The following is a 13,422-nucleotide window of genomic DNA, read 5'->3' as shown; positions in this document are numbered from 1 at the left end:
GGGACAATCCTTCGGCGGCCGGGTGAAATCAAGTCGCGGCGCCGCCCCGCGGCTTATGCCTGGGCGGCATCGAAATCGGCGCGCGCTTCACGCACCGCATCATGGTTGAGTTCGGCCCATAGGATGAATTGGTGCAAGGCGCCGAACATCGAATGTCCGAGATCGGTCAGGCTGTACTCGACGCTCGGCGGCTTGGTTGGGAACACTTCGCGATGCACATAGCCGTCGCGCTGCAGATCGTGGAGCGTCTGGGTCAGCATGCGCTGCGAGATGTCAGGCACCAGCCTGCGCAATTCGCCAAACCGATAGGGCCTCTCGGCCAGCGCCATCATCAGCAGCGAACTCCATTTGCCGCTGACGCCGTGGATGACATTGCGAACCGGACAATCGGCAAAATTGCCGCCCCCGCTCATCGCTTTGTAGATCTCCAGCTTCGATTTCAGATTGATGACCTTGCCGTCCATCGCTGGTTCCCTGGATGTGCCTACCTCCCGAAAAACTGCCTTCTTTACGGCGACAGGTCAATTCCTATTTTAGTGCTGGTCTCTTTCTGAGACCACTAGAGCACCCGCCGCTTCGGCACAAATCAGGATCTCCGATGACCAAAACCCTTCTCGTCACCGGCGCCTCCGGCCAGCTTGGCCGCGGCGTCATCCGCTATCTCCTAGACGCGCATGAAACTCCGCCTGCAAAGATCATCGCCACCACGCGCAATCCCGAAAGCCTGGCAGATTTGGCGGTGCGCGGCGTCGTTGTCAGGGCCGCAGACTTCAACGACGCCGCTTCGCTGGAAACCGCGTTCAAGGGTGCTGACAAGGCGTTGATCATTTCGACCGGCGATCTCGATCTCAAAAACGGCAAGCGCCTGAAGCAGCACGAGAATGCAGTCGCGGCGGCCAAAAACGCCGGCGTTTCGCATCTGCTCTACACCTCGATGCCCAACCCGGAACCGGTGTCGCCGGTCCTGTTTGCGGGTGACCACTACAGCACCGAGCAGGCAATCAAGGCTAGCGGCATCCCCTACACGATCTTCCGCAACGGCTGGTACCAGGAGAACCTGTTCATGGCGCTGCCGCACGCGATCGCCTCGGGGCACTGGTACACGTCCGCCGGCGAAGGCCGCATCGCCCATGGCGCACGCGACGACATGGCAGCGGCGATCGCCGCCGGTGTCGCTTCCGGCTCGACCGACAGCAAAACCTACACGCTGACTGGCCCGCAAGCGTACACGACGGCCGAGATCGCCGCCCTCGTCAGCGAAGTCACCGGCAAGCCGCTCGATGTCATGCAGGTTTCGGATGATGTCCTGACGGAAGGGGTAAAGGCATCAGGCGTTCCCGAGGATTTTGCCGGCGTCATCGTTTCCTTCGACGTCAACACGCGCGCCGGCCGCATCGCCATGGTGACGGATGCGGTCGAGATGCTTTCCGGCAGGACGCCAAGGACGTTGAGACAATTCCTCGAGGCGAACAAGGCTGTCCTGGCCGGTTGAAATCCACGCGGCGGGAAGTCTGTTCTCGACTTCCCGCCGCCCCTACTTCGATGTTTTGATCAGGCCATGCCGGATAAGGCTCTCTCCGGTCGCCGCCAGCGCATCTTCGCGCGAACGTGGCTTCCAGCCGAGCATGCGCACCGCCTTGGCATTGGTGGCATTCTTGACCTTGCCCAGCTCAGGCACGAGCTGCGCGACTTCCGGATTGAACAGTGCCACCATGCGCACCAGCCAATCGGGAAGCTCTCTGGTCGAAACGCGCTTCGCCGCATTGCCGAGCCGCTTTCTCAAGGTTTGCGCGATTTCCCGCACGGTCATGAAATCGCCGGCGACCGCCAGGAAGCGCTCGCCGTTGGCAGCTGGATCGGTCATGGTGCGGACATGCAGGTCCGCCACGTCGCGTGCATCGACGGCGCCGAAGGACAGGCGCGGCAGGCCCGGCATGGCGCCATTCATCATGCGTTGGACAAATTCGGTGGAGGTCGAATGGTCCGGGCCAAGCACAGGCCCGAAGATGCCGACGGGGTTGACGGCAGCAAGCTCCAACCCGCCACCCTCGGCGGCGATAAAATCCCAGGCCGCGCGCTCGGCGAGCGTCTTCGACTTCACATAGGCGCTGACCCTTCCCATCGGATCGGTCCAGCTCTCCTCGGTGAACGGACGGCCGTCGGGCGGCATCTTGCCGTAGCCGACAGCCGCGAAGGAGGACGTCAGCACGACGCGTCTGACGCCGGCATCTCGTGCCGCCCGCAGCACCCGCAACGCGCCTTCACGGGCCGGAATGATCAGCTCGTCATCATGCTTGGGCACGCCGGGCGGGAACGGCGAGGCGACATGCAGGACATAGTCGCAGCCCGCAGCGGCTAGCGGCCAGCCGGCATCGCTCATGAGATCGGCGATTGCAAAGGAGAGCCTGTCATCCCACTCGACGCCACCTGCCTTGAGCATGGCCAGGACATCGGCTTGCCGCCTGGCCGAGCGCACAGTCGTGCGCACGCGGTAGCCAGCCTTCAGCAGTTCAAGGATACAGTGGGCGCCGAGAAAGCCAGATCCGCCGGTGACAAGCACCAATTCACCGCTCATGCCCGTCCCCCGAAGCGTCAGCCCAAGGCGATCGAGACAGTCAGATCGCCACCTGCGTGCCGATCTCTACCACACGGCCGGTCGGTATCTGGAAATATTCGGTGGCGTCGGCCGCCGTGCGCGCCAGCCCGATGAACAGCCGGTCTTGCCATACCGGCATGCCGGAATTGGGCGAGGCTTTCAGCGAGCGCCGGGACAGGAAGAAGGACGTTGTCATGATGTCGAATTTCCAGCCTTGCTTGCGGCAGATCGCCAGCGCGCGCGGGATGTTGGGCTGCTCCATATAGCCGAAGGTCAGCGTCACCCGCATGAACAGCTCGTTGACCGTCTCCATCTTGACCCGGTCGCTGTCGGGCACCACCGGCTGCGGCGCGGTCACCACCGAGAGGATCACATTCTGCTCGTGCAGGACCTTGTAGTGCTTCAGGCTGTGCATCAGCGCGGTCGGCGCGCTGAGCGGATCGCTGGTCAGGAACACCGCGGTGCCGGATACCAGCTGCGGCTTCTTCTTCAACAGATTGCCGGCCAGGAAATCGAGCGGGATCTCGTTGCGGCGGGTCTTGTCGAAGAGATAACGGCTGCCGCGCACCCAGGTCCACATGGCCAGCACGATGGTGAAGGCCACCGCCAGCGAGGCCCAGCCGCCTTCGAACACCTTGACGATGTTGGAAGCAAAGAAACCGACATCGATGAAACCGAACAAGGCTGTCATCGCGACCGCCACCCACAGCCGCCATTTCCAGATGCGGGTCATGACGACAAACAGCAGCACCGTGGTCACCAGCATGTTGCCGGTCACCGAGATGCCGTATGCCGAAGCCAGCCTGCTGGATTCGCCGAAGCCCACCACCAGCATCATCACCACCAGCGCCAGCAACAGGTTGACGCGCGGCATGTAGATCTGGCCGGACTGCTTTTCCGACGTGTGCAGGATTTCCAGCCGTGGCAGCATGTTGAGCTGCACCGCTTGCCTGGTCAGCGAGAATGCGCCTGAAATCACCGCCTGGCTGGCGATGACCGTCGCGGCGGTCGCCAGCACCACCATCGGGATCAGCGTCCAGCCTTCGTTCATTTCGAAGAAGGGATGTCCGACCACGCCGTTCTTGGCCAGCACGAAGGCGCCCTGGCCGGCATAGTTGAGCAGCAGGCAAGGGAACACGATCGCCAGCCAGGCGAGCACGATCGGCTTGCGGCCGAAATGGCCCAGATCGGCATAGAGCGCTTCGGCGCCAGTGACCGCAAGGAAGATGGCGCCGATGGTGACGAAGGCGACATCGGGCGAATTGATCAGGAAGGCGACGATATAGTGCGGGCTGATCGCCCACAGGATTTCCGGATCGGCGATGATATGGTTGAGGCCGGACAGGCCGATAGCCAGGAACCAGACCGCGGTGATCGGGCCGAAGATCAGCGCCACGCCGCCGGTGCCGAAGCGCTGCACCGAAAACAGAACCGCCAGGATGACCAGTGTCAGCGGCACGACATAGGGCTGGAAGGTCGGCGTGACGACATTCATGCCCTCGACCGCCGAGAGCACCGAAATTGCCGGGGTTATGACGGCGTCGCCGAAAAACAGCGAGGCGCCGACGATACCGATGCCCAGGATGATCGCCGAGCGCTTCGGGAAACTGCCGCGCGCCAATGCCATCAACGACAGCACGCCGCCTTCGCCGCGGTTGTTGGCGCGCAGCACGAACATGATGTATTTGATGGTGACGATGATCGTCAGTGACCAGATGATCAGCGAGAGAACGCCAAGAATGTCGCCACGGTCGGCCACTTCGCCGCCCGACGACGCCACCAGCGCCTCGCGGAACGCGTAGATCGGGCTGGTGCCGATATCGCCGTAAACAACGCCGAGCGCGCCGAGCATCAACACCTTGGTGCTGTGCTGCTCGATTTCAGGATGGCTCGATTGTTCGACGGTTTCTGCCTCACTACCAGTGTTGGCAAGGGCCATGAACGACACTCCGATAAGCGGGCGGTGCTCTACGCTTGCTGCGATGCAATATCAAGTACCGTCGCGTTATGGCTGCCATGCTTTGCACGCGAGGCTGCCACCATTACCACCCGCAGGCCCTGAGAAAGCGGCCCACCGTGCCGGCCATGCCATACTCCAACGCGTCGGCTGTCAACCCATGTCCGATCGACACTTCGGCCAATGCCGGAACGCGTCGCGCCAAGGCCGGCAGGTTGCTCACCGTCAGATCGTGCCCGGCATTGACCTCGAGGCCCGCGACAAAGGCCGCATCGGCGGTTTTTCCCAGTCTTTCCAGCTCCTTGGCCGCCTTGGCGGAATCGGCATGGCAACTGCCATAAGGTCCCGTGTAAAGCTCGATACGGTCGGCGCCGGTATCGCGCGCGGCGTTTATGCCGGCAGGATCCGCATCGGAGAACAACGAGACCCGGAAACCGCCCTTCTTCAGGCGTCTCACGATCGGTGTCAGGAACGCTGCATCGGCGATGAAGTTCCAGCCATGGTCCGACGTTGCCTGGGAGGGATCGTCAGGCACCAGGGTCACCTGTTCCGGTTGATGCTTTTCCACGAGAGCCAGGAAATCCTCGGTCGGATGGCCCTCGATGTTGAATTCGGCCCGCGGGAACTCATCGTCGATCAAGGCCCTGATCTCAGGCAGGTCTGAACGACGGGTATGGCGCTCGTCCGGGCGAGGATGCACCGTCAGCCCATGCGCTCCCGCCGCAAGCGCGATGCGGCCAAGCCTGATCACATCGGGCCACGGCAGGTCGCGCCGGTTGCGCAGCATGGCGATGGCGTTGAGATTGACGGAAAGCTTTGCGGGCATGGCTTCGGATCCTGCTCGATTTCGGCGCATCTATACCGCCTTTGACGGGAACAGATAGGGGGTTTCCGGTGTTCCAGAAGATCGGATGACGTTTGTGAAAGGATACGATCCCTTGAATTTCCTCGAAGCCGTGCCGGCAATCCGGCGCATCGATACGGACCGTGAGGATCTCTTCGCCATCGATATCGTCGGCCATGTCTCGGCGGCCGACGCGGAAAACCTGTTCGGCCTGCTCGAAGCGGCTTACGCGCTTCACCCGCGAATCGATGTGCTGGTGCGCGTGATCGATCATGACGGCGTCGACTGGAGCGACATATCGGACGAGACGCTGCGACAGGGCGCGGTCCAGGCCGCAGAGCATATCGGCCGTTGTGCCGCGATCGGCGAGCCGGACTGGACGGCGCAGGCGCGAGACTTCCTCCCTACCCCGCCGCCGGTCGAACTCAGGCATTTCAAAGACGAGGCCGATGCCTGGCAATGGCTCGGCGCCAGGCAACTGGGCTCCGCTACCTGACGATCGTCAACCGTTCGGCCGCCCGGGTGATCGCGGTGTAAAGCCAGCGCTGGCGCGTTTCCTTGAACGCCCAGCTTTCGTCGAACAGCACGATCTCGTTCCACTGCGACCCCTGCGCCTTGTGCACGGTCAGCGCATAGCCATAGTCGAAATCATCGAACCGCTTCTTCTGCTGCCACGGGATATCGGCGTCGGGATCCTCGAACGCCGCCTTGAGCAGCTTGATCTTGGCGACACCGCGGTCCGGATCATCCTCTTCGGGCGACACCAGGAGGTTGATGCCAGGTTTCACCGTCTCGCGCGACGAGGTCATCACCTTCCACAGCGAACCGTTGAGCAGGCCCTTGGCCGGGTCGTTGCGCAGGCACACCAGCTTGTCGCCGGCCTGCGGATAGTCGGCATTGAACCCCTTGAGCTCGCGCAGGCGCTGGTTGTAGCGGCGGCGCGTGCGGTTGGTGCCGACCAGCACCTGGTCCGCCCTCAGCACTAGGTCCTGGTTGACGTCTTCCTTGCCGATCACCTGCGCCGTGCCGTAGTCGCCGCGCATGAATTCGCGCCCCTCGCGCACGTCGAGCGCCAGCCGCAGGATCGGATTGTCGCGCGCCTGCCGGTGGATTTCGGTGAGCAGGAAATCCGGCTCGTGGTCGGTGAAGAAGCCACCGCCCGAGATCGGCGGCAACTGGCCGGGATCGCCCAGCACCAGGATCGGCGTGCCAAAGCTCAAGAGGTCACGGCCAAGCTGCTCGTCGACCATCGAGCATTCGTCGATGATGACCAGTTTCGCACGCGAGATCGGGCTCTGCCGGTTGAGCGAAAAAGTCGGCGACATCGACGTCTTGCCAGTCACCTCGTCTTCGACCGATTCCTCCCCCTTGGGCCTGTAGATCAGCGAATGGATGGTGCGGGCATTGACCGCGCCCTTGGAGCGCAGCACCTGCGCCGCCTTGCCGGTGAAGGCGGCGAACTGCACCTGGCCGTCGACATGTTCGGCGAAATAGCGCGCCAGCGTCGTCTTGCCGGTGCCGGCATAGCCGAACAGCCGGAACAATTGCGGCTTGCCGGCCTTGAGCCAGCGCGCGACCGCCTGCAGCGCCTCGTCCTGTTGGGGTGAAAATTCCATCTGATCGTGTGACCGGATTCGCGAGAGAAAGACAAGATAGCGCCACCGCCATCGACGCGGCCTGGTGGCGAACTCCCTGCGCTTCAGCCTATCAGGCGAGGACGGGAACGTAAAGGGAACGGGCGGCGTGTCCGCACGATCACCCGACGGCGTGCGGATCGTTCTCCAGCAGGATCGGCTTGCCGTGCGGCGTGGCATGCGCGGCGCGCTCCCAGGCCCGTGCCATTGCATCGACATCGGGCTTGGCGGCCAATCCTTTCGACGCCAGCAGCGCTTCCAGCGCCGCCAACCAATGTTCGTAATAGTCATGGCCGTCAGCCCCGGCGCCGGGTTTCTTCACTTCGGCCGACAGTGCCTGCGCCCACTCGCTCCACGAAAACAGGCCCTTGTCGTGCAGCGCCACCGTCATCGCGAAGGCTTCGGCCTGCCAGGGCTCGGCGAAGACGGGCGCATCGAGGCCGGCGGGCAGACCGGCAGGCCCGTTCGCCTCAGGCCGGTTCAAGATAGCTCTCCCAGGCATCGATGGACACGGTCAGCGTCGGATCGGCCCCGTCGCCCCAGATCTCGGCTCCGTCGAAAACCACCGTATAGACCCATTGCGGGTTCTCGCCCTGCCCATGCGCGTTGGTGTCGGGGAACACAAAGCCGTCGCGCACCGCTTCGATCCTCCCATGCTTGCCGCGCGCGTAGCGCGGCAGTCTGGTGTGGCCGATCGGATTGAAATTCTTGGTCCGCACGCGGTCGCCGGCCCTGAACCGCGGCGCCGTTTCGACCGGCCGGTTACACGGAGCGCCCTTGGCAAGCACTGCCGGAACGTCATGGGCCTTCAGCACTCTTTTGGGCGTCGCCGCCGGATCGATCGCCTCGCCTGCCTTGAGATCACGCTCGCTGACGAAATCATGGCGCTTGAGCAGGGTTTCCAGCGCCTTGATCCATATCTGGTAGTAGCTGGAGGCATAATAGTCGGCCGGATGCAGCGATTCCCGCGCATGCCGGCTCTCATCGATATTCCAGGCGCCCATTGCGCCGGCGGTGAGCGTCACGCCGAGCGCCCGCCGCTCCCAGTCGGCATGGAAATACGGCTCGTCCCGTTCCGGCGCCACCGGTCCGAATCCCATCTGTCCGCCGAGATCCTGCGGGCCGTTCATGCCGGGTCCCCTGTTTGTTCCGGTTTTTGGGCCAGCGCAGTGCCGATCATGGCATCGCGGCTTACCAATTCGGACAAGCGCTCCTCACTCCAGCCTTCGGTTCCTTGAGGCCGCATCGGGACGACGAGATAGCGCAACTCCGCGGTCGAATCCCAGACGCGTATCTTTGTTGAGGCCGGCAGCGTCAGCCCGAATTCCTCAAGCACGCCGCGCGGATCGATGACCGCGCGCGAGCGATAGGGCGGCGCCTTGTACCAGACCGGCGGCAGGCCGAGCACCGACCACGGATAGCAGGAGCACAGCGTGCAGACGACGAGATTGTGAGTCTCTTCGGTGTTGAACACCGCCTGCATGTGCTCGCCTTGGCGGCCGGTGTAACCCAGCGATCCGATCGCCGCCGTAGCATCGCGCTTCAGCCAGTCGGCAAAAGCGGGATCGCTCCAGGCCTTGGCCACCACCCTCGCGCCGTTGCGCGGACCGATCTTGGTCTCGTAGGTATCGACGATGACATCGATCGCGGCCGGATCGATCAATCCCTTGCGGGTGAGAATGGTTTCCAGCGCGCGCACGCGGGCGGCAAACGGATCGAGTTCGTTGTCGTGGTCATGATCGTGGGACATGGCCACAAACTACGGCTGCGATCCGCCGGCCGCAAGCATGACGACTTGGGCCAGTGGGCGCGACGCGGATACACTACTCCGCGGCCGTCTTTTGCGGCTCGCCTCGGATTTCGTCATCATCGTCGAACAGCGAAGGCTGATCCCCCGCTTCGACCAGATGCAATTCGGGCTTGCGCTTCGGCATCAGCCCGACCAGCCAGCCCGAGAAATTTTCCATGTAGACATAGATTACCGGTGTGACGAACAGCGTCAGCGCCTGCGAGGCGAGCAGACCGCCGACAACGGCGACGCCCAGCGGCTGGCGCAGCTCCGCGCTGGCGCCCGTGCCGAGCGCGATCGGGAACGTGCCCATCAAGGCGGCCAGCGTCGTCATCATGATCGGCCGGAACCGCATCAGGCAGGCCTTGTGGATGGACTCGGTGGCCGACATTCCTTCTCGTCGCAATTCGAGCGCGACGTCGACCATCATGATGCCGTTCTTCTTGACGATGCCGATCAGCATCAGGATGCCGATCACCGCGATGACGGACAGGTCCATGCCGGCGAAGCGCAAGGCGACAACCGCTCCCAGCACAGCCGATGGCAAGCCTGTGAGGATCGTGAGCGGATGGATGAAGCTCTCATAGAGAATGCCAAGCACGATATAGATGGTCAGGATCGCGCCGCCGATCAGCAGGCCCTGGTTGGCGAGCGAATCCTGGAAGGTCTTGGCTGTGCCGGCAAAGCTGGTCGAGATCGTCTCCGGCATGCCGATCTGCTCCTTGAGCGCGTCGATGCGGCTCACGCTGTCGCCGAGCGCCACGCCTTGCGGCAGATTATAGGAGATCGTCACGGCCGGAAGCTGGCCGAGCTGGTTGACCGTCAAGGCGCCCGCCGTGCGATCGACCCGGGCGAAGGCGCCAAGCGGAACCAGGGAGCCGCTCGCCGTCCTCATCTGGATGGCCAGCATCCGCTCCGGCGACCACTCGATCTTGGGATCGAGCTCGGTGATGACTTCGTAGCTGTCGGCGGAGCCGAAGATCGTCGAAACCTGGTCGGTGCCGAACCCGCCATAAAGCGCCGAGCGCAGTGTGTCGGTGTCGATGCCGAGCTGGGCCGCCTTGTCGCGATCCACCACCAGCGTCGCCTGCAGCGCATTGTTCTGCAAATCGCTGGTAACGTCGGTGAAAGTCGCATGATCGGCCGCCATCGCATCATTCAGTTTCTGCGCCCAGACGTCGGTCTGGCCGGTGTCGAGGCCTTGAACCACGAGCTGGTAGGCGCTGGCAGACGAGCGCGAACCCAGCCTCAGATTCTGCACAGGCTGCATGTAGGTCTCGATGCCCGCGACGCCGGCCAATTGCTTGCGCAGATCCGCAAGCACCTTCTCGATATTGGGCCGCTGGTCCTTGCCCTTGAGCTGGACGAAAAGCTGCCCCTGGTTGAGCGCATTGTTGCCGCTGCCCGCCGACCACGCAACATGGTCGACATAGGGCGAATGCGAGAACACGCTGGCCACCTGCCCCTGCAGCTTTGCCATGGCGTCGAACGAGATGTCCTGGCGCGCAATGGTCGTCACCGATATCTGGCCGATATCCTCCTGCGGGAAAAAGCCCTTCGGCGAGACCTCGATCAGCCACACCGACGCCGCCGCGGTGCCTATGAAGACCAGGAACACCAGGAAAGTGTGCCGCAGACAGAAGCTCAGGATCCGGTCGTAGCCGCGGGTGATGAAATCGCGCCTGTGGCCATCGCCATGCGCCTCGCGGTCGGCCTTGGTCACCGACAGCAGCCGCGAGCACAGCATCGGCGTCAGCGTCAGCGACACGAACATCGACGCCAGGATGGCGACCGTCACCACGACGGCGAACTCGTTGAAGATGCGCCCGATGACGCCGCCCATCAGAAGCACCGGGATGAACACGGCCACCAGCGAGATCGAAATCGAGATGATGGTGAAGCCGATTTCGCGCGCGCCCTTCAGCGACGCATCGAAAGCCGACAATCCGTCCTCCTCCATGTGACGGAAGATGTTTTCCAGCATCACGATAGCGTCGTCGACGACGAGGCCGACCGCGAGCGTCAGGCCCATCAGCGAAATGTTGTCGATGGAAAAGCCGAACAGGAACATCGCGCCGAGCGTGGCGATCAACGAGATCGGCACCGCCACGGCCGGGATGATGGTCGCCGTAACGCGGCGCAGGAACACGAAGATCACCATGACCACCAGCGCGATGGTCAACAGCAGCGTGAACTGCACGTCGTCCACGGCCTGGCGGATCGAGGTCGAACGGTCGTTGAGCAGCTTGATCTGGGCGGCGGCCGGCATCTGGTCCTGGAAGGACGGCAGCATCGCCTTGACCTTGTCGACGACGTCGACAGTGTTGGCGTCGGGCTGGCGCTGCACCGCCATGATGATCGCGCGCGTGCCGTCATACCAGCTTGCAGTCGTCGTGGTCTGCACCGAATCGACGACGCGTGTCACCTCGCCCAGCCGCACCGGATGACCGTTCTTGGTGGCGATGATGAGGTTGGAGAATCCGGCGGCGTCGGTCAGCTGCGTATTGGCCGTGATCGTCAACTGCTGTTTGTTGTTCTTCAGAACGCCCAGCGGGGTGTTGGAGTTGGCGGATGCGATCGCCGCCTGCAGCTGGTCGATCGAAATGCCGCGCGCGGCAAGCGCGGTCGGGTCGATCTGGATGCGGACTGCATATTTCTGCTGGCCGAAGATGGAGACCTGCGCCACGCCGTCGATGGTCGACAGCGACGGCGAGATGACGTTTTCGGCGAAAGCATCGAGATCGGTCAGCGGAACCGTATCGCTGACCAGCGACATCAAAAGGATCGGCGCGTCGGCCGGATTGACCTTGCGATAGCTCGGCGGCGAGGTCATCTGCGGCGGCAGCGATCTTTGCGTGCGCGCGATCGCTGCCTGCACGTCCGCGGCCGCGGCATCGATGTCGCGGTTGAGCACGAACTGGATGGCGATCGAGGTCTGGCCGAGCGAGTTGGTGGTCGAGATCGAATCGATTCCGGCAATGGTGGCGAATTGCTTGATCAGCGGCGTCGCCACCGACGTTGCCATCGTTTCCGGCGAGGCTCCGGGCAGCTGAGCCGAGACGTTGACGACAGGGAATTCGGCACTGGGCAACGCGGCCACCGGGAGGAACTTGTAGGCGAACAGCCCGCCCAGAACGAGGGCGAACGACATCAGGAGGGTGGCGACAGGCCTGCGAATGCAGAACTCGGAGATCATTGGGCCGCCTCGCCGGCCTTGTCCGCTTGCGCGATCTTGGGTGCTGCCTGGTCGCCGGATCCGGCGGATGCCTTGCCTTCGTGCACGGCAGCCCCGTTCTTCAGTCGCGTCTGGCCTTCGATAACAACCTTCTCGCCGCTTTTCAGGCCATCGCTGATGGCGGCGCTCTGACCCACGGTCAGCGCCACTTGCACCGGCCGCATTTCGACTGTGTTGTCAGGCTTGACCACATAGACGAACGGCCCCTTCTGGCTGGGCTGCACCGCGACCGTGGGGACGGACGTCATCTGCGGCATGATGCCGGCGTCGAGCACGACATTCACATATTGGCCCGGCCACAGCGACAGATCGGCGTTGGGTATGCTGGCTCGCGTTGCAATGGTGCCGGAAGCGGTATCGACGCTGGAGTCGACGAAATCGAGCGTGCCCTTGCCAATCGGTGTCGGGTCCCCGTCCTGGGTCAGGGTCACTGCCCCTTGCTGTGGCTTTGCCAGTGCCTTGTGCAGCAGCGCAAGGTTGCTTTCGGGCAGATTGAAGTTCACCTGCAGCGGATCCATCTGGGTGATGGTGACGAGCGGGGTCGAGGTGCTGCTGCTGCCATTGCTCGTGGTCACGAGATCGCCCACGGCAACGTTGACCGCGCCAAGCCTGCCGGAAATCGGCGCGGTGATCCTGGCAAAGCCAAGCTGGACATTGTCTGCATCGATTGTCGCCTTGTCGGCATCGACAGTCGCTGCCGCCGCCTTCTGCGCGGCAACGGCCTGGTCGTAGGTCTGCTGCGTACCGGCCTGCTTGGCGACAAGATCCTTGGCGCGCTGAAGATCGGAATTCGAACTGGCAAGCAGCGCCTGATCCTTGGCGAGCGTCGCCTGATCCTTGGCGAGCTGCGCCTTCAAGGCACGGTCATCCAGCGAAAACAGGAGATCGCCGGTTTTCACCATCTGCCCGTCCTTGACGTCGATCGACACGATCTGGCTGGACACGCGCGCGTTGATGCTGACCACGGCGGGAGAGGAGACGAAGCCGATGGCGTAGCGCCGGACCGGGAAATCGGCCGTCGTTGCCGTGGCCGAGATGATCGAGGCCGAACGGGCGCCAGTGCCGCCAGCCGCCTGCTTGCCCCCTGCCTGCGGATCCTGGCTATCCGACGCCGGCTTGTCCGACGCGACCTGATTTACACCGATGATCTGCCGGGCCCTGCTCAGCGCATCGGGAGACAGATAGAGCCAGGCCGCGCCTGCGCAGGCGACCGCAAGCAATGAAAGAATGACTTTTCCACGCATCGACAAAAGACCCTCTCCGTCCGACACGCCATAGCCAGGTGGTCGTATTCTAGCTCAAATCACGACGCCCTGCCGCGATTTCGCTGAATAGATAGGACAGGGCTTTGGCGGAAAAGGGCCAAA

12 protein-coding genes are annotated in these 13,422 nt (G+C 63.3%); 2 read left to right on the top strand and 10 right to left on the bottom strand.

Annotated elements, in window-relative coordinates:
• Positions 1-53: 53 nt before the first annotated feature.
• Positions 54-464, bottom strand: coding sequence for a winged helix-turn-helix transcriptional regulator (locus tag LB547_RS00870; RefSeq protein WP_140648760.1), 411 nt, complete (start codon positions 462-464; stop codon positions 54-56).
• A gap of 134 nt (positions 465-598) precedes the next feature.
• Here LB547_RS00870 and LB547_RS00865 point away from each other — a divergent pair, with 134 nt between their 5' ends.
• Positions 599-1,492: an SDR family oxidoreductase gene (locus tag LB547_RS00865; protein WP_140648758.1), complete on the top strand. Its 894-nt coding sequence runs from the start codon at positions 599-601 to the stop codon at positions 1,490-1,492.
• A 42-nt stretch (positions 1,493-1,534) separates the two neighbouring features.
• Here the strand turns inward: LB547_RS00865 and LB547_RS00860 are convergent, their stop codons facing one another.
• The 3 genes from LB547_RS00860 to LB547_RS00850 all read right to left on the bottom strand — a co-directional run bounded on the left by LB547_RS00860 (position 1,535) and on the right by LB547_RS00850 (position 5,379).
• Positions 1,535-2,575 carry an SDR family oxidoreductase gene (locus LB547_RS00860; protein ID WP_140761130.1) on the bottom strand — a complete coding sequence of 347 codons (1,041 nt, stop codon included), beginning with the start codon at positions 2,573-2,575 and terminating at the stop codon, positions 1,535-1,537.
• Positions 2,576-2,615: 40 nt separating this feature from the next.
• Positions 2,616-4,535, bottom strand: a complete 1,920-nt coding sequence (locus tag LB547_RS00855; protein WP_140495382.1) for a potassium transporter Kup — start codon at positions 4,533-4,535, stop codon at positions 2,616-2,618.
• A 103-nt stretch (positions 4,536-4,638) separates the two neighbouring features.
• Positions 4,639-5,379 (bottom strand): pyridoxine 5'-phosphate synthase, encoded by a 741-nt coding sequence (locus tag LB547_RS00850; RefSeq protein WP_140516468.1) that lies wholly within the window; start codon positions 5,377-5,379, stop codon positions 4,639-4,641.
• A gap of 112 nt (positions 5,380-5,491) precedes the next feature.
• Between LB547_RS00850 and LB547_RS00845 the strand changes: the two genes are divergently transcribed.
• Positions 5,492-5,893, top strand: a complete 402-nt coding sequence (locus LB547_RS00845) for an STAS/SEC14 domain-containing protein (protein WP_140521265.1) — start codon at positions 5,492-5,494, stop codon at positions 5,891-5,893.
• Here the strand turns inward: LB547_RS00845 and LB547_RS00840 are convergent.
• The 6 genes from LB547_RS00840 to LB547_RS00815 form a co-directional block, all read right to left on the bottom strand.
• Positions 5,886-7,013: an ATP-dependent DNA helicase gene (locus tag LB547_RS00840; protein ID WP_140516474.1), complete on the bottom strand. Its 1,128-nt coding sequence runs from the start codon at positions 7,011-7,013 to the stop codon at positions 5,886-5,888. The genes LB547_RS00845 and LB547_RS00840 overlap by 8 nt on opposite strands.
• 139 nt (positions 7,014-7,152) lie before the next feature.
• The gene (locus LB547_RS00835; RefSeq protein ID WP_181167329.1) at positions 7,153-7,515 is read right to left on the bottom strand and encodes a nitrile hydratase accessory protein; all 363 of its coding nucleotides are present in this window, start codon (positions 7,513-7,515) and stop codon (positions 7,153-7,155) included.
• Entirely contained in the window at positions 7,502-8,161 is a 660-nt protein-coding gene (gene nthB / locus LB547_RS00830) for a nitrile hydratase subunit beta (protein ID WP_140648752.1), read from the bottom strand. The genes LB547_RS00835 and nthB overlap by 14 nt, the downstream gene beginning before the upstream one ends.
• The gene (gene nthA, locus LB547_RS00825; protein WP_140648750.1) at positions 8,158-8,781 is read right to left on the bottom strand and encodes a nitrile hydratase subunit alpha; all 624 of its coding nucleotides are present in this window, start codon (positions 8,779-8,781) and stop codon (positions 8,158-8,160) included. The genes nthB and nthA overlap by 4 nt, the downstream gene beginning before the upstream one ends.
• Positions 8,782-8,854: 73 nt before the next feature.
• A complete protein-coding gene (locus tag LB547_RS00820; protein ID WP_140761135.1) occupies positions 8,855-12,016 on the bottom strand; it encodes an efflux RND transporter permease subunit in 3,162 nt (1,053 codons plus the stop codon).
• The gene (locus tag LB547_RS00815) at positions 12,013-13,299 is read right to left on the bottom strand and encodes an efflux RND transporter periplasmic adaptor subunit (protein ID WP_140554979.1); all 1,287 of its coding nucleotides are present in this window, start codon (positions 13,297-13,299) and stop codon (positions 12,013-12,015) included. Before LB547_RS00815 ends, LB547_RS00820 begins: the two co-directional genes overlap by 4 nt.
• Positions 13,300-13,422 lie beyond the last annotated feature (123 nt).

Origin of the sequence: Mesorhizobium sp. B264B1B (assembly GCF_020165765.1) — a bacterium.
GTDB lineage: Bacteria > Pseudomonadota > Alphaproteobacteria > Rhizobiales > Rhizobiaceae > Mesorhizobium.
Note: the sequence above shows the minus strand (reverse complement) of the source record. Positions and strands in the feature narration are given on the sequence as shown.